Here is a 20,420-nt window from a genome sequence, read left to right on the forward strand (position 1 = left end):
TCGCCGGCTCGATCTCAATGGGTGTGGGTCGTGCCCGCGGATCAGCTGCAGCTGGCCGCGGAGTAGGGGGCGGTCGCGGAGGCCGTGGCCGGCTTCCCGCTGATGAACGCGGTCGCCGTGGCGGTCGCGGATCCGTCGGTCACACTCGTCGCCCGGGTGGTGAAGGCGGCCGAGACGGTGGCGCCGGGAGCGACGTCGGCGAAGCTCTTGGAGCCCCACGTCGTGCCGATCACGATCTTCGCGGCGAAGGCGTTCGGGTTCGTGGCGGTCGCGGTGACGACGATCTTCCCGGCGGCGCAGCGCGTCGTGGAGGTCGTGGTCACGGCGATCGCGGGTGCCGAGTCGGTCACGGGACCGACGGAGGCGGAGGCCGTCGCCGGCGTCCACTGCGGCTTCGCGGCGGTCACGGCCACCGAGATCGTCGCTCCGCGGTCGGCGGCGGTGAGCGTGTAGCTCGACGCCGTCGCCCCGCTGATCGCGGTCCCACCGCGCTTCCACTGGAAGCCGGTCGCCGTCCACGGGGAGGAGGCGGAGGCGGTCAGCGTGCTGCCCACCGTCGCCTTCCCCGTGATCGAGGCTGCGAGCGGCGCGGTGTCGACGATCGTCTGCGCGGCGACGCTGGTGAGGGTCGGGACGACCTTCTGCATGAGCCCGGTCGTCTTGTCGAAGGTCACCCGGTCGATCGTCGTCTCGCGGTGCTGGCCGTCTCCGCCGGGGATGGCGAAGCGGTGGTAGGCGATGTACCAGTCGTCCGTGCCGGGCACGTTGACGATCGAGTTGTGGCCCGTGGCGAGGATGCCCTGCGAGGTGTCCTTCTCGAGGACCACGCCGCGGTAGGTCCACGGTCCGTCGACGCTCGTCGAGGTGGCGTAGCCGACCTTGTAGTTCTCCGAGCCGGTGTCGTCGATCGAGTAGGTGAGGTGGTACAGACCGTCGCGGTAGTTCAGGAACGCACCCTCGCGGAAGTCGGTCAGACCGCTGATCTTCTTGATCGTGCCGGTCTTGATCGAGAGCATGTCGTCGGACAGCTCCCCGTAGAGCGGGTCGCCGTTGCCCCAGAAGAGGTAGCTCTTGCCGGTCTTCGGGTCGGTGAACGCGGCGGGGTCGATCGCCTGGCCGGACCGCACGGACTCGCCGTTGGTGATCATCGCGGTCGGCTGCGCCGTGAACGGGCCCATCGGGCTGTCCGAGACGGCGACTCCGATCGTCTTGCGGTTCAGCGAGGAGTTCTCGCCGGAGAAGTAGAAGTAGTACTTCCCGTTCTTCTCGATGATCGTCGGCGCCCAGGCGTTGCCGGTCGCCCACGGCACGTTGCCGTTCGCGCCGTCGAGCGTCAGGAAGGGCTGCTCCGAGCGGGTCCAGTCGATGAGGTTCTTCGAGGACCAGGCGTAGAAGGTCTTGCCGCCCCAGCCGGCGAAGCCGTCCGAGGTCGCGTACAGGTAGTAGGTGTCGCCGAAGACCGCGATGTTCGGGTCGGCGTTCAGGCCCGCGAGGACCGGGGACTTCATGACGACGGCCTTCAGGGTCCAGGTGGTCGCGGTGCCGCCGGCGGCGGGCGTGAGCACGACCGTCTGCGGGGTGGAGAGGTCGCGGACGGTGCCGGAGGCGGGGCTCGCCGTGACGCCGGCCGCGGTGGAGAAGGTCGGGGTGAGCTTCGTCAGGTCGGTCCCCGGCTTCACCGGGAAGGTGACCGTCCTGCTCGCCGAGTCGACGATCGGGGCCGTCTTCAGGACGTCGCCGCTGAGCGACAGGTCGACCAGGGCCGACGTGTTGCCGGAGGCGGCGAGCACCTCGGAGGCGCTGAGGGCCCGGTTGTAGACCGAGAACTCGCGGATCTGGCCGCGGAAGCGGTTGTCGGCGTCGTAGTTCGAGCGCCCGATGTAGTTCGCCGAGGTGGAGCCGCCGCCGATGTCCTTCGGGTCGGTCGTGACGGTGCCGCTGGCGACCTTCACTCCGTCGAGGTAGATCGTGCCGGTGGTGCCGGAGAGCGTGTACGTCAGGTGCGCCCAGGTGCCGCGGGGGAGGGCCGAGCCGCCGGCGACGGTCTGCTCGGTGGTGTAGTTCCCGGTCGCGATGCTGGTGCGGTAGTTGTTGCCCGAGGTGAAGAGGTAGCCGTCGCCGGCGCCGTTCGTGGTGTTGCCCAGGCCGTAGAGGAAGTAGGCGCCGCCCTGCGCGGGGTCGATCCAGACGTCGGACTGGATGGTGAGGTCCGTCACTCCGGCGAGCAGGTCGTTCGGCAGCTTGACGTAGTCGTCGGTGCCGTCGAGCTGCAGGGCGCCGTCCTTCCAGGTGCCGCCCGAGGGGAGCGTGCCGTTCTGGTTGTTGCCCGAGCTGTCGCGCACCGTGGTGCCCGAGCCGCCGTCGAAGGTGTAGCGGAGGATCTCGCCCGCCGCGTTGATCGGCTTCGCGGCGGGGCCGGTGCTGCTGGTGCCGTAGGCGGCCGTCAGGCGCGCCTCCTCGGCGCTCGAGAGGCGGAGCACCGAGCCGTGGCGGAAGGGCTTCGAGAACGAGTACGTGTTCGCGCCGGTGGTGCCGACGGGCAGGGCCGTGAACCGCATGTCCGCGAGGGTGTCGGTGACGTAGGCGGAGTAGCCGAACGAGTCGCCCATGACGACCCAGCGGCCGTCGGGCAGCTGGTAGACGGTGAGGCCCTCGAGGTGGTCGGAGAGGCCGCGGGACTTCTCCTCGCCGAAGCCGATCACGCGGGTCCACGGGCCAGCGAGGCTCGGGGCCTTGTCGACGACCGTGCGCCAGTCGGCGGTGGAGAAGCGGTAGTACGTGTCCCCCTCCTTCGCGATGGTCGTGTCGATGATGCTGCCGCGGCTCCCGCCGCCGGCGGCGGGGTTCTCGTCCAGCCAGACCTTCGGGGTGGAGAAGCCGACGAAGTCGCGCGTGGTCGAGACGTAGACGCGCTGGGCGGAGGCCCCGCCGGTCAGCGTCTTGTCGCGGGCGGCCCAGTAGACGTAGTACTGGCCGGTCGCGTCGTCCCAGATCGCCTCAGGAGCCCAGACGTTGCCCGCGTCGGGGAAGCCGGCGAAGACGATGCTCTGATCGCTCCAGTTCACGAGATCCGTCGAGCGCCAGACGACGAGGTTCTTGCTCGCGTTGGTCTGGTCCCAGGTGCCGCCGGGAGCGGTGCCCTCGGCGTGCAGGTCGGTGCCGATGATCCAGTACTCGTCGCCGGTGGGGGAGCGCACGAGGTGCGGGTCGCGGACGCCGAGGGTGCCGCCGAGGTTGGCGAGCACGGCCTTGTCGTTGTTGAGCTTCGACCAGTGCAGGCCGTCGGTGCTGGAGCCGAAGTAGATCTTCTCGTAGTCGGTCGAGGCGAAGTGGGTCCAGAGGTAGCCCGCGTCGTACTCGGTGTCGAGGTCCGCGGGAGCCGCGGTCACCGTGACGGGCAGCTGCCGGGTCGCGGTCGTGCCGGCGATCGTCGCGGTGAGTGTGACGGGCGTGGCGGCGGACCGGCGCTTCACGACGCCGGTCGTGCTGAGCACGGCCGAGTTCGAGGAGGCCCAGGCGACGTCGTAGGAGCCGGCCTTCGCGGGCAGCGTCACATTGCCGCGGACGTCGCCGGAGTTGACGATCGAGAGGGCGTCCAGCGCCTTCTGGGCGTCGGCGTTCACGTCCTTGGCGGGCACGGTGGCGGTGAAGGTGCGGGTGGCCGTGGCCGAGCCGCGGGTGGTCGTGGCGGTCAGCTCGACCGAGGCGACCCCGGTCGCGGGCGGCGTGACGACTCCGCTGGTCGAGACGACCGCGGAGTTGCTCGAGGCCCAGGCGATGGCGGAGCCGTTGGGGCCGGTCGTCGGGAGGGTGAGGTTCGCGGAGACCGAGGAGAGGCTCCCGAGGTCCAGGGCGGCGGAGTCGCGGGAGACGCGCGTGCTGTCCGGGGCCTGGAGGGTCGCGACGTCGGCCGCGCTGAGCGCCGTGCTGTAGACGCGGAAGTCGCGGACCGAGCCGGCGAGGGTCTTGTCCGCCGTGTAGACGGAGCGGCCGATCGCGTTCGCGGTGGTGGTGCCGTTGCCGATCGCGGCGGGAGTGATGGTCACTCCTGTCTGCTGCGCGACCTGGGTGCCGTCGAGGTAGAGGCGTGCGGTGTCGCTCGCGTCGTCGAGCGTGTAGGTGAGGGTCTTCCAGACGCTGCGCGCGAGGTTCGCGTTGGAGTTGACGGTCTGCTCGGTGGTCCAGTTGCCGGTGGCGATCGAGGCCTTGTAGCCGTTGCCCGTCGTGTAGAGGTAGCCGTTCCCGGCGCCGTTCGTCGTGTTGCCGAGGCCCCAGATGAAGTAGGGCGTGCCCTGGTTCGCGTTCACCAGGACCTCGGTGCTGACCGTGATCGAGTTCAGGCCCGCGAGCAGGTCGTCGGGCAGCTTGACGTAGTCGTCGGTCCCGTCGAGGGCGACGCCCGCGGCTCCGCGAGGAGCGGCTCCGTTGACGAGCGTGCCGGTGCGGCCCTTGCCCGAGCTGTCGGCGACGGTCGTGCCGCTCGTCTCGTCGAGCGCGTAGCGCAGGACGAGGCTGTCGGAGGGAGCTGCGCTCGCCGACTGGGCCGTCAGAAGGGGGACGGTGAGGGCCACGGCCGTCACGAGGACGAGTGGTCGCAGGAAAGGCTTCATCGCGCTTTGCTCCAGGGTCGGCACCATTGCTGAGGGGAGGGAGTGTGCCGGCTTCGTACGCGGCAATGTTCACGGTAACACTATGTTGACGACAACGTGAAGAGCCTAACCGGATCATTTCCCGACACTCCAGAGGAGAGGCGAACCGGTTCGACGAATCCCGGGTGCATCCTGGAGCGACGCGTACGCCGATGTCCGGTCGGATCAGCCGCGGTCGACGTCTCGCGAACGGCTCAGCGCGCGGTCCATCGCCCTCAGCGTCCGGAAGCCGGCCCGCTCGGCCACGGCCGCGCGAGCCGAGGGCGAGAGCGACGGGCTCGCGGCGAGCAGCGACGCGGCGAGGTGCACGCGCCGCTCGCGGAGGGTCGCGGCCACGGTCGTGCCCCGGCGGTGGAAGGCGCGGTCCAGCGTCGCCCGCGAGACGCGGAGCCGCATCGCGAGAACGCCGGCGGTGAAGTCCGCGTCACCCGCCTCCGCATCGATGACGGCGATCGCGCGGAGGAGGACGCCCTCGAGTCCGTCCTCCGGACGGGCGGGCGGCAGGCTCTGCTTGATCAGGGCCGACGCGGTCGCCTCGAGCGCCCGGCGCAGCTCGCTGAAGCCGGGATCGCCCGCCGCGAGGTCCGCGTTGAGGGTCGCGTTGACGAGGGAGACGAAGGCGCCGCTGTAGCTGTCGGCGGCGAGCAGGGTGCAGGACGGCCCGTCGGACTGTGCGCTCGTGAGGCCGAGCCTGCCCCACGACGTCCTCAGCGCCAGCCAGGCGGAGTCCTCCTCCGCCCGGAACCGAGCGGAGTCGTCGCGTCGGAGGAGGGCGAGCCCGCCGGGCCGCAGACGAGCGGCCTCGAGAGGGCCGTCGACGACGATCTCGCCGGCGACCGGGACGATGAGGTCGACCTCGGCCCGGTCGGGGGCGGGGAGGGGCGGGTCGGTCCGGAGCGTGCCGGGTGTGTGCCAGAGGCGGCTCAGCCGGAAGCCGTCGACGGCGAGCACGTCCCCGGCGAGGTGCAGGGGCGGAGCTCCGTCGCTCGCCCAGCCGAGGCTCCTCAGCCACGCCTCCACGCGGGGACCGCTCAGCTGCAGCGTCTCGACGAGACCGCGCGGGGCGGCCGGCTGCTCGGAAGCGGTCACCGGGCTCCTTCGCAGCGGGGACGGGGTGCGCGGGCGGTGACCACGTTAGGCCGGGGGAGGGGCGCCGAGACGGGGTGGCGCGTTCCTCCTCGGACGAGGCGCCCGTCCTCGGCGGGAGGGCGGAGGCGGCCCTCCTCGCCCGCGGTCCGGCAGGACGCGGGCGGAGAGGGCCGCCGGGCGCGGATCAGCGGCAGTCGGTTCTCGCCTTGATCCAGTGGGGGTTCAACGCGCCGTCTCCCTGGGCGGTGATCCCGGCCGCATCGGGGCCGGTGCTGGCACCGGAGCCGATCTTGGTCCACGTGTTCTGCGCCGTGCTGTAGTACCAGATGTCGCCGTTCGCCTTCACGGAGACGTTCCCATCCGCTCCCTGACCGTAGGTGCGGACGAACCCGGAGTTCTCCGGAACGGTCGCGAGCCGGGTGCCGTACTGCAGGACCCCGTCCTTGATCCAGTGGATCTCGAACGTCCCGCCCGGCCGCTGGGTCAGTCCGGCGGCGCTCGGCTCGGTGCTGGCTCCGGTGCCGACGAGGTCCCACACGTTGCCCTGCGGGGTGTACCGCCAGATGTCGCCGTTCGACTTCACGGCGATCGTGCCGCGGGTGCCGAGGCCGTAGACGCGGACGAATCCGGAGTTGGTCGGCACCGTGGCCGCTGCGGTGCCGTACTGCAGGACTCCGTTCTTGATCCAGTGGACGTTCAGGGTCCCGGCCGGGTTCGCGGAGATGCCGGCCGCGCTCGGCTCGGTGCTGGCGCCGGTGCCCAGAAGGGTCCACTCGTCGGCCTGGCGGTTGTAACGCCAGATGTCGCCGTTCGCCTTGACGGAGACGTTCCCGTCCGCGCCCTGACCGTAGGTGCGGACGAATCCGGAGTTGTTCGGAACGGTCGCGAGCGCCTTGCCGTACTGGAGGACTCCGTCCTTGATCCAGTGCGCGTTGTAGGTTCCGTCCGGCTGCTGCGTGAGCCCGGACGTGCTGGGCTCCGTGGAGGCGCCCGTGCCGAGCTTCTGCCAGCCGTCCGACCGCCGGTACTGCCAGATGTCGCCGTTCGCCTTGACGGAGACGTTGCCGTTCACACCCTGCGAGGAGGTGTGGATGAATCCGGAGTTGTCGGGAACAGTGGCGAGGCCCGTGCTGTACTGCAGGTCGCCGGTCTGGCGGACCGGGAACGGGGCGTTCGTCTTCGCCGAGCCGCCGAAGGCGAGGGCCGAGCCGGTCGAGGGGCCCGCGATGACGCCGCCGACCGGGATGGTGGCGACTCCGTTCGCGTCGGTCATGAAGGTGTCGGTCCCGCTCCCTCCGAAGCGGAAGCCGGGCGGGGTGTTCACCCGCACAGGGACGTTCGCGACGTTGCCGCCGGTGAGGGTCAGCGTGATCGGCGCCGTGTTGGGCATGCACGCGATCATGGTCGGGATGGAGCTGAACACGAGGGTCTGCGTGGCAGAGGCGGCGGCGGCCGGGGTGGCCGTCGCTGCGGCGATCACGGGCAGGGACCAGGTGGCGCCGGCGACGACGGTGCGTCGCCTCAGCGGACCCTGCTCAGCGGGAGAGTTGTCGGAAGTCACAGTGAAGCTCCTCGGTCTGTCTTCGCGCCGGCGGCCTGCTCGGAGGACGGTCGTCGTCCGCTCGGCCGCTTCGGCGGGTACGACGGGCGCCGTACCGCTGGGGAGTCTTCCCGCGGGCGGTCGGTCGGCCCAAGCGCTCGGGGGCAGGTGAGGAGGAAGTGGCGCCGCCGTGAGGAGGGAGTGGTGTGCTCCGGCGCCGTTCCGAGTCGCGATCGCCCTCCTGACCCGGTGATCCCGTCGGTCGCACGCTGCCGCCGGGGCGCCGCCGGCGCGGTGAGCGGGAGCGTCGCCGTCCGCTGTGACCGATCCGGTGACAAACGGAGCACGCGCGGGCTGCGAATCACTCCCGTGGTGAGGCGTCAGCGTGCCCGCGAGGAGGGGGCGCCCGATGAGGTCGAGATCGGCCGAGATGTACCGGCGGATGGCCGAGCACTGGAACGGCGTGGAGGCCCGTTCTGGACTGCGGGTCGAGGCGACGGGCTCGCTCGGCTTCGAGATCGCCAGACTGTGGATCCCCGGTGGCTGCGTTCTCGAGCAGAAGCCGCAGTCGCGCTGCCCGCCGGGCGCGCATCTGCTGCTGGTCGTCGAGGGCGGAGGACGCATCCGACAGGACGGACGGACGCTCGAGTGCGGCAGTGGTGATCTGGTGGTCATCGACGCGGAGCCGCGGACCGGGGCGCGCTTCCCCCGCTCGACCGTGATCTACGCCTGGGTGCTCGGCGAGCGGGCGCGGGAGCAGCGCTGGCTCACGGAGCGCTTCGGCGAGATCCTGCCCGTCGCCGGCTGCTTCCTGGCCCCGGCGCGGGCGCTGATGAACGGTCTCCTCGACGGCGACCCCGCTCTGGCGGAGCAGCCTGCCGTCGCCCGGGCGGGCGAGGCCTTCCTGAAGGAGCTGGTCGAGAGCTCCGCGCCGCGCAGACGTCCCCGCGCCGAGGAGGTCTACGGGGAGGCCATGGCCCTCATCGAGGAGCGCCACCGCGATCCCGCCCTCACCGCCGCCCGGCTCGCCCGCGAGCTCCTGGTGTCGGAGCTGACGCTGGCTCGCGCGTTCTCCTTCCTCGGACGCACGGCGGACGACGAGCTCGAGCGGCGCCGGGCGGGGACCCTCCTGCTCCTGATCGGCGGGCGGTCCCTGGCGATCGCCGACTTCGCGCGCGCAGCCGAGGAGGCGGGCTTCGCCTCCGTGGGGAGCGCTCACCGCGCGCTGCGGCGGCTCTCCCAGCGCTGCTGACCGGGACGGTCCCCGTGGCCGTCCTCCCGGTCCGGCGACGGCGTGCGGCCGGATTCCGAGCGCGAGGCGCGGAGGCCTGGGAGATCCGTGCGAACGTCCGGCGGTGATCGACAGATGAGGGATTCTGTTCGTTCGACGCGGAGGAGGCGGGAGATGGGGGCCGCAGAGGAGCGGATGCAGGCGTTCGCTCGCGCAGGGGACGAGCGCGGGACGGGCGCTCCCGGTCTGCGGATGGACGCAGCGGACGGACCGGGACTCGCGCTGACGCGGGTGTGGGGGCCGAACGGGATCAGGGTCGCCCTCTCGCCGTCGGTCGACAGGGCGGACAGGCCGGTGGGCGTTCACATCTCCCTGATCGTCGAGGGCGGGGGCGAGGTCGTCCTCGACGAGGGCGTGCTCGAGGCGACGCCGAACAGCGTCCTGCTCCTCGACGCCAGGGTCCCGGTGCGCATCGACTACCGGCGGCCCACCCTCTCGTACACCTGGAGCTTCGACGCCGCCGTGCTCGAGCACCGGTGGGTCCGCGAGCGGATCAACGAGGTCGTGCTGGTGCGCGAGTCGGTCTGGACGCCTGCCCGTGCCCTCGCCAACAGTCTGATCGAGGGCGATCCGGCCGTGCTCGGGGCCGCCGGCGTGAGGCGGGCGAGCGAACTGCTGCTGGAGGGGATCGTCGAGCACAGCGCTCCGCGGGTCCGGACCCGGAGCGCCGACCAGGTCTACGCGGAGGCGATCCCGGTGATCGAGGCGCGCCACCGCGACCCGGCGTTCTCCGCCGCGGTGCTCGCCCGGGAGCTGCTCGTCTGCCCCCGCATGCTCGCGCAGGCTTTCGCGTTCCTCGGCCGCACGCCGGCGGAGGAGATCGAGACGCGCCGGGCGGGCACCCTCCGGCGCCGGATCGGCCTGCGGCGGCGGGGCCCTGCCGACTTCGCCCGCCTCGCCGAGGAGTGCGGCTACGCCACCCGCGAGCAGGCCGCGCTGACGCTCAGCCGCTCCGCCTCCTGAGGCCGGCGGAGCGCCCCGGACACGACGGCGCCCCCTCGTCCGCGGAGGGACGAGGGGGCGCCGGGGGAGATCGGGCGGGAGCCCGGTCAGGTCTTGCTGCGGGCCATGACGGCGCGCTGGAGGAGGACGAAGACCAGGAGGATGCCTCCGGTGATGATCGTGGTCGCCTCCGGCGGGATGCCGCCGTCGCGGGTGATCAGGACGTTCATCAGTCCGAGCACCAGGGCGCCGACCACCGAGCCGAGCACGAACCCGACGCCGCCGGTGAGCAGCGTGCCGCCGATGACGGTCGCCGCGATGGCGTCGAGCTCCCAGCCGGTGCCGGTGATGTTCTGCGCGCTGCCGAGGCGGGCGGTGTAGACCACACCGGCGAGACCGGCGAGCGTGCCGCTGATGATGTAGATGAACAGCTTGGTCCGCACGACCGGGAGGCCCATCAGGGCCGCCGACTGCTCGGAGCCGCCCATCGCGTAGACCGTGCGGCCGAGGCGGGTGCGGTGGAGCACGAAGAACGCGCCGGCCACGACGAGGATCGCGATGATCACGCCGGGGCTGATGACGAAGTCGTTGACCTTGGGGCCGTCGATCAGCTTGATCGGCGTGGCCAGGCTCAGCACGGCCGAGTCCTCGGGGAGGCGCTCCGGGACGGTGCTCAGCATGGAGGCGAGACCGCGGGCCAGGAACATCATCGCGAGCGTCGCGATGAACGGCTGCACGTTGAAGTACTGGATCAGGACGCCGGAGATCACGCCGAACAGGGCGCCGATCACGACCATCAGGACCATCACGAGCCAGGGGTTCCAGCCGGCGTTGATCAGGAGCACGCCGCTCACGCTGCTGAACGCGATCACCGCGCCGACCGAGAGGTCGATGCCGCCGGTGAGGATCACGAAGGTGAGGCCCACGGCGAGGATGATCAGGTGCGCGTTGTTGACCAGCAGGTTCGAGATCGTGCTCGCCTGCAGGATCCGGCCGTAGGCGGCCTCGCCGTAGACGATCATCCCGAAGAAGATGATCAGCGCGGCCAGGGTGGGCAGCTTGTCCAGGTGCTGGCTCAGCCAGCCGCGCGCCCCGGAGGTGCGCTTGGTGCTCGCCGGAGGGGCGGAGCGGGTCATCACGGCACTCATGCGGGGATCGCCTCTTTCTGCGGGACGCTGCGGTGCGCCTCGCGACGGGACTTGAAGGCGGAGCGGACGCGCTCGGACTGCAGGAGGCAGAGCGCGACGATGACGATCGCCTTGAAGGCGGGCGTCGCGGAGGACGAGACTCCGAGGAACACGACGGTCTTGTCGAGGGTGGCGATCAGGATCGCGCCCACGGCGGCACCGGTGATGTTGAACTTGCCGCCGGCGAGCGAGGTGCCGCCGATGACGACCGCGAGGATCGCGTCGAGCTCGAGCTGGTAGCCGGTGCGCGAGACGTCGACCGTCATCACGCTCGCCGTGGCGAACACGCCCGCGACTCCGGCGAGGATGCCGCTGCCGATGTAGGCGGTCATCAGCAGGCCCCGGCGGTTGATGCCCGCGAGGCGGGCCGCCTTCGGGTCCATGCCGATGGCCTCGATCATCAGGCCGAGGGCGCTGCGGCGCACCAGGACTCCGACGACCACGACGATGGCGATGGCGAGGAGGAACACGACCGGGAGCCCGAAGACGTACCCGTTCGCGAGCCAGCGGAAGGGCTCGTTGGTGGCGGCGGTGTTCTGGCCGCCGGTGATGACCTTCGCCAGGCCGCGGCCCGCGAGCATCACGACGAGCGTGCTGATGAAGGGCTGGAGGCCCACCACCGAGACGAGGATGCCGTTCACGGCTCCGAGCACGGCGGCCACCAGGAGGGCGACCGCGAAGGCTCCCGCTGCGGCGCCGAGCGAGTCGGGCGCTCCCGCGGAGTTGAGGAACTCCATCGAGACGGCGCCGGCGACGACCATGATCGAGCCGACCGAGAGGTCGATGCCCCCGGTCGCGACGACCAGGCACATGCCGACGGCGATCATCAGGATCGGAGCGGCGGCGCGGGCGATGTCGATGACGTTGCCGACGAGGTAGCCGGTGGTGGGGCTGACCGAGACGGCCAGGTAGCCCGGGTCCTTGACGACGTTGACGAGGAGGAGCAGGGCGATCGCCACGACTCCCCAGAAGTACTGGCGGCGGATGATCCCGCCGAGGACTGATCCCCGGGCGGGTCGGGTGTCGCTGCTCATGATGCGGCCTCCTGCGTGGCGCTCTCGAGGACGACGACGTCCTCGTCGACGACTCCCTCTGCGGCGATGGTAGTGACGATCGACTCCGCAGTGACAGCGGGACCGTTGAGGATCTCCGCGATCACGCGGTGGTCCTTCAGGACGATGATGCGGTCGCTGAGGCGGACGACCTCGTCGAGCTCGGACGAGATGAAGACCACGGCGACGCCCTCGCCGGCGAGGGCGACGACCTTCTCCTGGATCTCGGCCTTCGCTCCGACGTCGATGCCGCGGGTCGGCTCGTCAAGGATGAGGATCTCGGGGGCGGTGGCGAGCCAGCGGCCGAGGAGGACCTTCTGCTGGTTGCCGCCGGAGAGCTTGCTGATCGGGCGGTCGGGGTCGGCCGGGCGCACGTTGAGCTCGACGAGGTACTTGCCGACGATCTCGTCCTTCTCCTTCTTGGAGAGGGGGCGGGCCCAGCCGCGCTTGGCCTGCACGCCGAGGATGAGGTTCTCGCGGACCGAGAGGTCGCGGATGATGCCCTCGTCGCGGCGGTTCTCGCTCGAGAACGCGATCTTGTGGGCGAGGCCGGCGGTCGGCGTCGGGACGTCGATCTTCTTGCCGTGCATCGTGATCTCGCCGGTGTCGGGCTTGTCGACGCCGTAGATCAGGCGCGCGAGCTCGGTGCGGCCGGAGCCGAGGAGCCCGGCGAAGCCGACGACCTCGCCGCGGTGCAGCGTCAGGTCGGTGCTCTCGATGGAGCCCTTCTTGCCGATGCCCTTCGCGGTGTAGAGCGGGGCGTCGCGGTAGAGGTGGTCCTGGCTCTCGCGCTCGGAGTCGAGGGAGCGCAGCGCCGCGATGTCCTTGCCGATCATCTTCGAGATCAGCGAGGTGCGGTCGAGCTCGTGGGTCAGGTACTCGCCGACGAAGGTGCCGTTGCGCAGCACCGTCAGGCGGTCGCTGATCGCGTAGACCTGGTCGAGGAAGTGCGAGACGAAGAGGATCGCGACGCCCTCCGCACGGAGGCGGCGGATGACGACGAAGAGGTTCTCGACCTCGTTCGCGTCCAGGCTCGAGGTCGGCTCGTCGAGGATGAGCACCTTGGAGTCGCTCACCGTCGAGCGGCTGATCGCGACCAGCTGCTGCATCGCGATCGAGAGCGAGGCGAGCGACTGGCGCGTGTTGAGGTGGCCGAGGCCGAGCTTCTCGAGCGCGACCTTCGCGGCCTGGTGTGTGGCCTTCCAGTTGATGCCGAAGGGTCCGCGGACCTCGTAGCCGAGCATCACGTTCTCTCCGATGGAGAGGTTCGTGACCAGGTTGACCTCCTGGTACACGGTGGAGATGCCCGCGGCCTGCGAGTCGGCGGTGCCGGTCAGGCGACGGGTCTCCCCGTCGATCACGATGTCTCCGCTGTCGATGCGGTAGACGCCGGTGAGGGCCTTGATGAGTGTGGACTTGCCGGCGCCGTTCTCACCCATGAGGGTGTGGACCTCGCCCGGGAACAGGCGGAAGTCGACGCCGTCGAGGGCTTTCACGCCGGGGAAGCTGATCGAGATGTTCTTCATCTCGACGATCGGAGGCGAACCTGTCATGTCGCGTCGTTCCGTTCTCGAGCGGGGCGCAGCCGAACAGGTGCGCCGAAGGGTCGGAGCGACCGGGGCCGGCGGGTGGGCCGGCCCCGGTCGCTCCGGGGGAGTGGTGCCGCGTCGAGGAGGACGCCGGGCGACCGGTGGTGCTGAGCGACTAGAACTTGCGGTCGGGCAGCGCGGTGGTGGCGGCCTCGGGCGAGTCGAAGGTCTCGCTCGGGACGACGATCGAGGACTCGACCGTCTCGCCGGCCAGGGTCTTCTCGACCGCGTCGAGGGCGGTCTCGCCGAACAGCGGGTTGTACTCGGCGACGAAGCTCAGCTCGCCGTCGGCCAGCGCCTGCAGGGCGTTCTTGGTGCCGTCGATCGTGGCGATCTTGACGTCGGTGCCGGGGGTGAGGCCGGCCTCCTGGACGGCCTGGACAGCGCCGAGGCCCATCTCGTCGTTCTGGGCGAAGACCAGCTGGACGTCGTTGTTGTTCGACTTCAGGACGGTCTCGAAGACGCTCTTGGCCTCTTCGGTGGACCAGTTCGCGGTCTGCGCGCCGATCTTGGTGAACTTCGAGTCGGCGCCGATGACCTCGTCCCAGCCTTCGTTGCGCTCGTTGACGACCGAGACGCCCGCGGGGCCCTCGAGCGTGAAGTACTTCGCGCCGCTCGGGAAGGTGGTCTTGGCCCAGTCGGCGACCGAGGTGCTGACCGCGATGTTGTCCGGCGCGATGCGGGTCACGTAGAGGTCGGTGTTGTCCGGCTCGATGCCGCGGTCGATCAGGATGACCGGGATCTCGGCCTCCTGGGCGCGCTCGAGCGAGTCCTCCCAGCCGGAGCCCTCCGTGGCGGAGAGCAGGATGATGTCGACGCCCTCGTCCACGAAGGAGGTGAAGGAGTCGATCTGCGACTTCTGGTCTCCGTTGGTGGCGGGTGCGTACTTCAGGTCGAAGCCGGCGTCCTTGGTGAACGTGTCCTCGATGTTGGTCTCGTTCGCCTGGCGCCACGCGCCCTCGGGGCCGACGGCCACGAAGCCGACGGTGGTGAGGTCACCGCTCGAGCCGGAGCCCGAATCGGTGCCGGAACCGCCCGAGCAGCCCGCGAGTCCGAACGCGAGTGCGCCGACTGCTGCGAAACCCAGGAACTGGCCGATACGCCTCGTCTTGGACATAGATCTCCTCCTTGAGATCGCGGGCACGAAGAGAGTGCCCGAGATGGTGGACCCCGAAGGGCCTCGAATGCGGGCCTAGCGGCCCGAGGTGCGGTGAGTGCAGGATGTGCAGTGGGCGCCGGCCGAAGCAGCGCCACGTCGAAATGTTACCGTGAACAATTCTTGTGACGCAACAGCACGGCGGTGCGCTTCGGTAACGATCCGGTCGCGGGGCCCGCAGGGCCCGATGGTAACCCTCTGCCCGGTGGTCGGGCCCGGGAGTAGCTTCCCTGGCCATGATGCTCCCTCGATCGCGCTCCGTCCCCGCGACGGCCGCGACGGCGGCCCTCGTGCTCGCGCTCTGCGGATGCTCCGCGGACGGCACGGCGGCCCGCCGCGCGGCCGACGCCTTCCTCTCCGCGCTCGCCGACGGCGACGGCCGCGCGGCGTGCGCGCTGCTCACCGATTCCGCCCGCGAGGCCGTGGAGGACCGGTAGGGCGACTGCCCCGGCGGCGTGCTGGAGCTCGGGATCGCGGAAGACGGAGCAGGGGACGCCGAGGTCTACGGCCGGGCGGCGATCGTGCGCTCCGGCGGCAGCGCGGTGTTCCTCACCCCGGGCGACGACGGCTGGCTGGTGCGCGCGGCGGGGTGCACGCCGGTGGCGGACGCGCCCTTCGACTGCGTCCTGGACGGGAGCTGACGTGCGCACCGCTTCCGCCCTGTACTACGCCGTGATCGTGCTCGGCCTGATCGGGTTCTTCGCCGTCGGGATCCTCGGGAGGTGAGCCGGATGCGCCGCTTCCCGCGCGAGAACGGACTCTCGCTGTTCTTCCTCGCGATCTTCCTGCTCGCTCTCCTCGGGCAGTCGTTCGCCGGGCTCGCCGCGTACAACGACACCCAGGTCGCGGAGGGGCTGCGGGAGGTCGGCTACTGGCGCTTCGTCACCTCCTCCGACTTCGCGATCGACGTCGCCGAGAACTGGCAGTCGGAGTACCTCCAGTTCTTCCTCTACATCGGCGCGACCGTCTGGCTCGTGCAGCGCGGCTCGCCCGAGTCGAAGCGGGTGGGCGAGGAGGGCCTCGAGACCGACGAGCAGCAGAAGGCGGGGGCGTCCGCGGAGGACGACTCGCCGCCCTCGGCGTCCGCCGGCGGCCTGCGGCAGGCGCTGTTCTCGCACTCGCTGCTGCTGGTGATGGGGGCGGTGTTCCTGCTGTCCTGGGCGGCGCAGTCGGTGACGGGCGTCGTGGCCTACAACGAGGAGCAGCTGACGAGCCTGGAGGCGCCCGTCGACTGGCTCGGCTACGTCTCCTCCGCCGACTTCTGGAACCGGACGCTCCAGAACTGGCAGTCGGAGTTCCTCGCGGCGGGCAGCATGGCGGCGCTCGCCGTGTTCCTGCGCGAGCGCGGGTCGAGCGAGTCGAAGAAGGTGGGCGATCCGCACGGACGGACGGGGATCTGAGTGGTCAGGGTGCGTCGGATCGGACGCGGATCTCGTCGCCCTCGAGGGCGAACCGCAGGGACGTGCCGATCGGGAACCGCTCGCGCAGGGCCTCCGGCGCCGCCGACGTCACGGTGAACTGCGCGACCGCGGGGAACGCTCCGGCCGTGCAGCCCTGGAAGAACAGGCCGTCCTGCGGCTCGGCGGTCCGCACGATGGAGAGGCACGAGCCGGCGCTCGAGGAGCGGCGCTGCCGGACGACGGTGAGCCCCGTGTCGGCGGGCAGGCTCTGCCGCACGACGGTGAGCCCGCCGAAGTCCTCGGTGGTGACCGATCCGTCGAACCCCAGTCCCTCCCAGCCGGGGAGGTCGGTGCCGTTCGACAGCGGCAGCACGGCGACCTCGCGGCCGGGCTGTCCGTCCTCGGCGGTGGCGAGGAGGGTGGCCCCCGCGGCGACGGCGGCCGTCGCGGCCAGCGCGGCGGGGAGGAGGAGGCCGCGCCGACGGGAGCGGCGGGGCGGGACGTGGCCGAGGGGGTCGGACGCCTCGTCGGCGGAGGCGTCCGCGGGAGGTGCCGCGTCCTCCGGCGCCGCGTCCCCGGAGTCCGCGGGAACCACCGCGCCCGGCAGTGCGGTGCCGAGGGCGGGACGGACGCGGGCCTCGAGCGCGGAGAGCCGGGCGAGCGCGCCGGGGTCCCGCTCGATGTCGGAGCCTCGGCCGTAGGCGCGCCGCTGCAGCTCCGCGAGCTCGTCCGGTCGCTGATCGTCCACCCCCGGATCCTCGCAGGCCCGGCGCCCGAGCGGGACCCGCCGGCGCGCCGAGGTCCTGGCGGTCGAGCAGCCCGGACGGCTCATCGAGACCCGGTGGACGGTGCGGCCGCTCGGCCGGCGGGGGAGGTCAGTCGTCGTCGTCGAGGTCGTCGTCGCGGTCGGCGGCGATCATCTCGACGATCGTGTCGACGGTGAGCCAGGGGCCGTTGCTGACCTCGCCGATCTTCTCGCGGTCCTTGAAGACGACGATGCGGTCGCTGAGGCGCACCACCTCCTCCAGCTCGGACGAGATGTAGACGACGGTCACCCCCTCCTTCGCGAGCTGCGCGATGTGCGCCTGGATCTCGACCTTCGACGCCACGTCGATCCCGCGCGCCGGCTCGTCGAGCACGAGCAGCCGCGGACGGGTCGCGAGCCACCGCGCGAGGACCACCTTCTGCTGGTTGCCTCCGGAGAGGTACTTCACCGGGATGTCCGGGTCGGCCGGCGAGATGTTCAGCGCCTCGACGTAGGTGCGCACCAGGGTGTCGGTCTCGGCAGCCGAGAGCGGGTGCGCCCAGCCGCGCAGAGCCTGCAGGCCCAGCACGAGGTTCTCGCGGAGGGAGAGGTCGCCGATGATCCCGTCCTCGCGGCGGTTCTCGCTCGAGTGGGCGATGCGGTGGCGCAGGCCCGACACCGGGTCGGAGATGTGCGCGGGCTGGCCGTCGATCAGCACCTCGCCGGTGTCCGGCTTCTCGACCCCGCTCACCAGCGACGCCAGCTCGGTGCGCCCCGAGCCGCGCAGGCCCGCGAAGCCCACGATCTCGCCGCGGTGCAGCTCCAGATCGGTCGGACCCACGGCGCCGCGGCGGCCGATCCCGTGCGCGCGGTAGATCGCCGGGCCGACCGGCTGGCGGCGGTGCTCGCGGCGGTCGGAGCCGATCTGCCGCAGCGCATCGATGTCCTTGCCGATCATCTTCGCGATCAGCTCGGCGCGGTCCATGGTGTGCGCCGGGTACTCGCCGACGGTGCCGCCGTCGCGGAGCACCGTCAGCCGGTCGCTGAGGGTGAGGACCTGCTCGAGGAAGTGCGAGACGAACAGGATCGCGACGCCCTGGTCGCGCAGCCTCCGCAGCACCGTGAAGAGGCGGGCCACGTCGCTGAGGTCGAGGCTGGAGGTGGGCTCGTCGAGCACGAGCACGCGCGGACGGTCGACCATCGCGCGGCTGATCGCGACCAGCTGGCGGATCGCCGGCGAGAGCGAGCGCAGCGGCAGGTGCGGATCGAGGTCCTCCAGGCCCAGCTCGGCGAGCATCTCGGCCGCGCGGTGGTGGGTGCGCGACCAGGAGATGCCGAAGCGGCCGCGGACCTCGTGGCCGAGCATCACGTTCTCGCCGATGCTGAGGTTGTCGGTGAGGCGCTCGTCCTGGAACACGGCCGTGATGCCCGCTGCCTTCGCCTCCGCCGGGCCGCTGAAGCGCCGGGCGACGCCGTCGACGAGGATCTCGCCCGCGTCGGGCTGGTGGATGCCGGTGAGCGTCTTGATCAGCGTGGACTTGCCCGCGCCGTTCTCGCCCATCAGCCCGTGGATCTCGCCCGGCACCAGCCGCAGGTTCCCGTCCGTCAGAGCGGGTCCGGAGGCGAAGGAGACGCGGATGCCGGTCATCTCGACGACGGGTGCCGCGGAGCTCCGGGTCGTCCTCGATGAGATCGCCACGTGCCGTCCTCGGTTCGTGTGCGGCGCGCCGTCAGGGTCCGGCGTGCCAGGGGCTGCCGCCGATGATACGCGAGCGCATGCGGCGGGACGGGAACAGGAGGGTCACGATCGGGGAGCGGCCGTGGAGGAGCGGATCACCAGCTCCGTGGGGATCCGGGTGCGCTGCGGGATCTCCTGGCCGCGGATCCTCGCGTGGATCACCTCGGCGACCGTCGTCCCGAGCTTGTCGAAGTCCTGGCGGACCGTCGTCAGCGGCGGGAGGAAGTGGCGGGCGGTGGGCAGGTCGTCGAAGCCGACGATGCTCATGTCCTCGGGCACGCGGATCCCGCGCTCGACGAGGCCGTGGATCACTCCGAGCGCCATCTCGTCGTTCGCGACGACCATCGCGGTGAAGTCGGGCACCGACTGCAGGCTCGCGGCGAAGTCGTACCCGGAGTCCGGGGTCCAGTCGCCGATGACGATGGGGCGCTCGTGCATCCCCCACGACTTCGCGCGGCTGTGGAAGGCGCGCTCGCGGGCGCGCGCGTCGAGCCAGTCGAGGGGGCCGGAGAGGTGCAGCACGTCGCGGTGGCCGAGGTTCCCCAGGTGGTCGACGGCCTGGAACATGCCGGCCTGCTGGTCGACCGAGACGGTGAGGAAGCTCGGATCCTTATCGCTCTTCACCACGAGCGTCGGCACGCCGATCTCGACGGTGCGGAGGGTCGCCACGGAGGAGGAGCGCGGCGCGATCACGCAGAGCGCGTCGATCCCGAGGCCCATCAGGTGGGCGATCGCGTCGGTGGGGGTCATCTCGAGGTCCGGCCGCAGCGCGACGGAGGTGATCGAGTACCCCTTCTCGCGGGCGGCGCGCTCGATCGCGCGGAGGGTGCTCGACGGCCCGTACTCGGCGCCGCTCTCGATCATCACGCCGATGCGGTCGGTGCGCTGCGTGACGAGGGAGCGGGCGGCGATGTTCGGCCTGTAGTTGAGCTCGTCGACCGCCTCGAGGACCTTCTGGCGGGTCGACTCCTTGATGTTGGGGTGCCCGCTGAGCACGCGCGACACGGTCATGTGCGAGACGCCCGCGACCGCCGCGACATGGCGGAGGTTCGGCCGATCGGCCATGAGAGGACCTCCTCCGCTCCCCGGGCGGGTGAGTCGCGCCACCCCGGCGCGGACGAGGCTCAGAGGGCTCGGCTGCCGGGGGTGGCACCAGCATAGTCAGGCGGGGCCGACCTCCCGGTGGGCGCCTCCTGAGCGGGCGGGCATCGTCCGATCCGCTGCGGCATCCGCCGTGGCGCGGGGCGGGCGGGACCGTCCCGGACGCGTCGCTCCCACTGCGGTCCTCGATGATCGAGGGGGGTCCGGGGCGTCGTGAGCCCTCGCCAGAACACGTCGTGCAGGGAATGCTCGGCGACGAGCTCCGGAAGGATCGGGGCCGCGTCCGCTCCTCGTAGGAGGATGTCGTCCAACGAAGCGATGACGTCCACGACCGAGCGCGGAGTGAACTGCCCGGCGAGACGTTTCGCCTTCGCACGGACGTTGTTGGGCGTGGGGCCCGCATCGATCACGGAGTGGTTCCAGAGCCGGCTGTGGTGAGCGCACCGGTTGCGCAGGTAGACGAGTGCGCGGACCCGGTAGGCGAAACCGGCTCGGGCGACTCCCAGACCGGACGCGACGTCCCCCCGCAAGCGATCCTCGTGCCCCTCGCTCGATGCATCTCGACAGAGTTCCGAAGGACCAGGCCTCGACGGCCGACCACACCGGTAGCTCGCCGAAGGCGGCCGCGCCCCTGCCGCCGGGGAGCTCCGTGAAGCGGAGGACATGCCGTTCCCTGCTGCGCTCGATGTCGCGGAGGCACGAATCGACTGTCGATTCCGCGTTCGGAGACTCGGAGTAGAAGCTCTTCTCGAGAGAGCACTCGTGCGGGCCGTCCTCACGAGCGATGACATGAGCCGTACGGCTGCGGAGAAGGATCTCGGCACGGGCCAGTCGAGCACGCAGGCTCTGCCGCAGCGCTTCATCTGCGTCGCAGACCGCTCGGACGTCCTCGAACGAGACTCCGTCCGCGAACGAGTCGTCCCCGTCGTGCGGAGCCTGCT

The 20,420-nt window shown here is 71.1% G+C and carries 15 protein-coding genes and 1 pseudogene; 5 read left to right on the forward strand and 11 right to left on the reverse strand.

Features of this window, described 5'->3' with window-relative positions; translation table 11 throughout:
• Positions 1 to 41: 41 nt before the first annotated feature.
• The 3 genes from C5C29_RS03695 to C5C29_RS03705 form a co-directional block, all read right to left on the reverse strand.
• Positions 42 to 4,610 (reverse strand): family 43 glycosylhydrolase, encoded by a 4,569-nt coding sequence (locus tag C5C29_RS03695; protein WP_181065494.1) that lies wholly within the window; start codon positions 4,608 to 4,610, stop codon positions 42 to 44.
• Between the two features lie 204 nt (positions 4,611 to 4,814).
• The gene (locus C5C29_RS03700) at positions 4,815 to 5,738 is read right to left on the reverse strand and encodes a helix-turn-helix domain-containing protein (RefSeq protein WP_104222387.1); all 924 of its coding nucleotides are present in this window, start codon (positions 5,736 to 5,738) and stop codon (positions 4,815 to 4,817) included.
• Between the two features lie 184 nt (positions 5,739 to 5,922).
• Positions 5,923 to 7,299 (reverse strand): hypothetical protein, encoded by a 1,377-nt coding sequence (locus tag C5C29_RS03705; protein WP_104222388.1) that lies wholly within the window; start codon positions 7,297 to 7,299, stop codon positions 5,923 to 5,925.
• Positions 7,300 to 7,687: 388 nt separating this feature from the next.
• Here C5C29_RS03705 and C5C29_RS03710 point away from each other — a divergent pair, with 388 nt between their 5' ends.
• Both C5C29_RS03710 and C5C29_RS03715 read left to right on the forward strand, forming a co-directional pair.
• A complete protein-coding gene (locus C5C29_RS03710; RefSeq protein WP_104222389.1) occupies positions 7,688 to 8,530 on the forward strand; it encodes an AraC family transcriptional regulator in 843 nt (280 codons plus the stop codon).
• A gap of 153 nt (positions 8,531 to 8,683) precedes the next feature.
• Positions 8,684 to 9,532 carry a hypothetical protein gene (locus C5C29_RS03715; protein WP_104222390.1) on the forward strand — a complete coding sequence of 283 codons (849 nt, stop codon included), beginning with the start codon at positions 8,684 to 8,686 and terminating at the stop codon, positions 9,530 to 9,532.
• Positions 9,533 to 9,618: 86 nt separating this feature from the next.
• On the opposite strand, the gene C5C29_RS03720 is transcribed toward C5C29_RS03715, so the two are convergent.
• From C5C29_RS03720 to C5C29_RS03735, 4 genes are all read right to left on the reverse strand, one after another.
• A complete protein-coding gene (locus tag C5C29_RS03720; RefSeq protein ID WP_104222391.1) occupies positions 9,619 to 10,659 on the reverse strand; it encodes a sugar ABC transporter permease in 1,041 nt (346 codons plus the stop codon).
• Entirely contained in the window at positions 10,656 to 11,732 is a 1,077-nt protein-coding gene (locus C5C29_RS03725) for an ABC transporter permease (RefSeq protein WP_104222392.1), read from the reverse strand. The genes C5C29_RS03720 and C5C29_RS03725 overlap by 4 nt, the downstream gene beginning before the upstream one ends.
• Entirely contained in the window at positions 11,729 to 13,303 is a 1,575-nt protein-coding gene (locus tag C5C29_RS03730; protein WP_104222393.1) for a sugar ABC transporter ATP-binding protein, read from the reverse strand. The genes C5C29_RS03725 and C5C29_RS03730 overlap by 4 nt, the downstream gene beginning before the upstream one ends.
• A gap of 151 nt (positions 13,304 to 13,454) precedes the next feature.
• A complete protein-coding gene (locus C5C29_RS03735; RefSeq protein WP_104222394.1) occupies positions 13,455 to 14,456 on the reverse strand; it encodes an ABC transporter substrate-binding protein in 1,002 nt (333 codons plus the stop codon).
• A 275-nt stretch (positions 14,457 to 14,731) separates the two neighbouring features.
• Between C5C29_RS03735 and C5C29_RS03740 the strand changes: the two genes are divergently transcribed.
• The 3 genes from C5C29_RS03740 (at position 14,732) to C5C29_RS03750 (ending at position 15,895) form a co-directional block, all read left to right on the forward strand.
• Positions 14,732 to 14,932, forward strand: coding sequence for a hypothetical protein (locus tag C5C29_RS03740; RefSeq protein WP_104222395.1), 201 nt, complete (start codon positions 14,732 to 14,734; stop codon positions 14,930 to 14,932).
• Between the two features lie 18 nt (positions 14,933 to 14,950).
• A complete protein-coding gene (locus C5C29_RS03745) occupies positions 14,951 to 15,136 on the forward strand; it encodes a hypothetical protein (protein ID WP_104222396.1) in 186 nt (61 codons plus the stop codon).
• A gap of 90 nt (positions 15,137 to 15,226) precedes the next feature.
• On the forward strand, positions 15,227 to 15,895 hold the full coding sequence (locus tag C5C29_RS03750) for a DUF6766 family protein (protein ID WP_104222397.1): 669 nt from the start codon (positions 15,227 to 15,229) through the stop codon (positions 15,893 to 15,895).
• Positions 15,896 to 15,899: 4 nt separating this feature from the next.
• Here C5C29_RS03750 and C5C29_RS03755 read toward each other — a convergent pair whose 3' ends face one another.
• From C5C29_RS03755 to C5C29_RS03770, 4 genes and pseudogenes are all read right to left on the reverse strand, one after another.
• Positions 15,900 to 16,643 carry a hypothetical protein gene (locus C5C29_RS03755; protein ID WP_104222398.1) on the reverse strand — a complete coding sequence of 248 codons (744 nt, stop codon included), beginning with the start codon at positions 16,641 to 16,643 and terminating at the stop codon, positions 15,900 to 15,902.
• A gap of 127 nt (positions 16,644 to 16,770) precedes the next feature.
• Entirely contained in the window at positions 16,771 to 18,288 is a 1,518-nt protein-coding gene (locus C5C29_RS03760) for a sugar ABC transporter ATP-binding protein (RefSeq protein ID WP_104222487.1), read from the reverse strand.
• Between the two features lie 153 nt (positions 18,289 to 18,441).
• Positions 18,442 to 19,443, reverse strand: a complete 1,002-nt coding sequence (locus C5C29_RS03765; protein WP_104222399.1) for a LacI family DNA-binding transcriptional regulator — start codon at positions 19,441 to 19,443, stop codon at positions 18,442 to 18,444.
• Positions 19,444 to 19,539: 96 nt separating this feature from the next.
• Positions 19,540 to 20,346: pseudogene (locus C5C29_RS03770) on the reverse strand (Abi family protein); the annotation flags it as partial.
• Between the last annotated feature and the right edge of the window lie 74 nt (positions 20,347 to 20,420).

Origin of the sequence: Rathayibacter sp. AY1H2 (assembly GCF_002931985.1) — a bacterium.
In the GTDB taxonomy this organism is placed as follows: Bacteria; Actinomycetota; Actinomycetes; order Actinomycetales; family Microbacteriaceae; genus Rathayibacter.

Coding starts and splice junctions, on each gene's coding strand:
- C5C29_RS03695 (WP_181065494.1), bottom strand. CDS start 4,610: ATGAAGCCTTTCCTGCGACCACTCGTCCTCGTGACGGCCGTGGCCCTC.
- C5C29_RS03710 (WP_104222389.1), top strand. CDS start 7,688: ATGAGGTCGAGATCGGCCGAGATGTACCGGCGGATGGCCGAGCACTGG.
- C5C29_RS03715 (WP_104222390.1), top strand. CDS start 8,684: ATGGGGGCCGCAGAGGAGCGGATGCAGGCGTTCGCTCGCGCAGGGGAC.
- C5C29_RS03720 (WP_104222391.1), bottom strand. CDS start 10,659: ATGAGTGCCGTGATGACCCGCTCCGCCCCTCCGGCGAGCACCAAGCGC.
- C5C29_RS03725 (WP_104222392.1), bottom strand. CDS start 11,732: ATGAGCAGCGACACCCGACCCGCCCGGGGATCAGTCCTCGGCGGGATC.
- C5C29_RS03730 (WP_104222393.1), bottom strand. CDS start 13,303: ATGACAGGTTCGCCTCCGATCGTCGAGATGAAGAACATCTCGATCAGC.
- C5C29_RS03735 (WP_104222394.1), bottom strand. CDS start 14,456: ATGTCCAAGACGAGGCGTATCGGCCAGTTCCTGGGTTTCGCAGCAGTC.
- C5C29_RS03740 (WP_104222395.1), top strand. CDS start 14,732: ATGATGCTCCCTCGATCGCGCTCCGTCCCCGCGACGGCCGCGACGGCG.
- C5C29_RS03750 (WP_104222397.1), top strand. CDS start 15,227: ATGCGCCGCTTCCCGCGCGAGAACGGACTCTCGCTGTTCTTCCTCGCG.
- C5C29_RS03760 (WP_104222487.1), bottom strand. CDS start 18,288: ATGACCGGCATCCGCGTCTCCTTCGCCTCCGGACCCGCTCTGACGGAC.
- C5C29_RS03765 (WP_104222399.1), bottom strand. CDS start 19,443: ATGGCCGATCGGCCGAACCTCCGCCATGTCGCGGCGGTCGCGGGCGTC.